Source organism: Salinisphaera orenii subsp. halophila YIM 95161 (assembly GCF_003732545.1).
Classification (GTDB): domain Bacteria; phylum Pseudomonadota; class Gammaproteobacteria; order Nevskiales; family Salinisphaeraceae; genus Salinisphaera; species Salinisphaera orenii_A.
On the sequence record NZ_AYKF01000032.1, the window covers coordinates 1 to 888 of the forward strand.

The following is an 888-nucleotide window of genomic DNA, read 5'->3' on the forward strand; positions in this document are numbered from 1 at the left end:
GAGTTACTGTCAAATCTGGTGTATGAGGAAAGAAGCTAGGCGGCTTTCCTGCTGAGTTGTCGCTCGTCTATTCCGTCGATGAATTGGATGCCATCAATGACATCGGCGAGTTGTTTGAAGCCGCGTAAGCGGCGCCAGCGTTTCTGAGCGCTCATCGCCAGTTGGTGTACCAGCGACAGTCCACTTTTGGCGCTCACGCAGTTGCGCGTGGCTGCGGTACGCAAGCGAATCGTGGCAAAGGTGGACTCGATCGGATTGCTGGTCCGCAAATGCTGCCAGTGTGCCGCCGGGAAGTCGTAGAAGGCGAGCAGTTCAGCGCGGTCTTTTTGCAGGCACGCTGTGGCCTTCGGGTATTTGTCGTCGTAGATCGCAACAAACCGATCAAAGGCCTGCTCGGCGTGGTGACGTGTGTCAGCTTGCCATATTTCATGAAGATGGCCTTTGGCCTGCGGCTGTATCCGCTTGGGCAGCTTGTCGAGCACGTTCGCGGTTTTATGCACCCAGCATCGCTGGACCGCTGTCTTGGGATAGACCTCGGCCAGCGCGGCCCAAAATCCCATCGCGCCGTCGCCGACGGCGAGCCTGGGCGCGACGACCAGCCCGCGATCACGCAGGCTCAACAGCAGTGCTCTCCAGCTCTCGGTCGATTCACGGAAGCCCTCCTCGATGGCCAGGAAGTGCTTGCGGCCGTGACTATCGCAGCCGATGACCACCAACACACAGCGCCGCTCGGCGGCGCGCACGTTGACGTAGATGCCATCCGCCCAGAGATACACCATCTCGTGGCCGCGCCAATCGCGCTCGCTGAACGTGTCGTACTCGTGCTCCCAGCCGGCTTTCAGGCGACTGATCGTCGATGCCGACAAGCCTTTGACCGAGTCCCCGAAC

1 protein-coding gene is annotated in these 888 nt (G+C 60.2%); it reads right to left on the bottom strand.

All coding sequences use genetic code 11. The features are described from left to right. Nucleotides 1-35 precede the first annotated feature (35 nt). On the bottom strand, nucleotides 36-888 hold an 853-nt coding region (locus tag SAHL_RS02610), incomplete at its 5' end, for an IS256 family transposase (protein WP_123589857.1).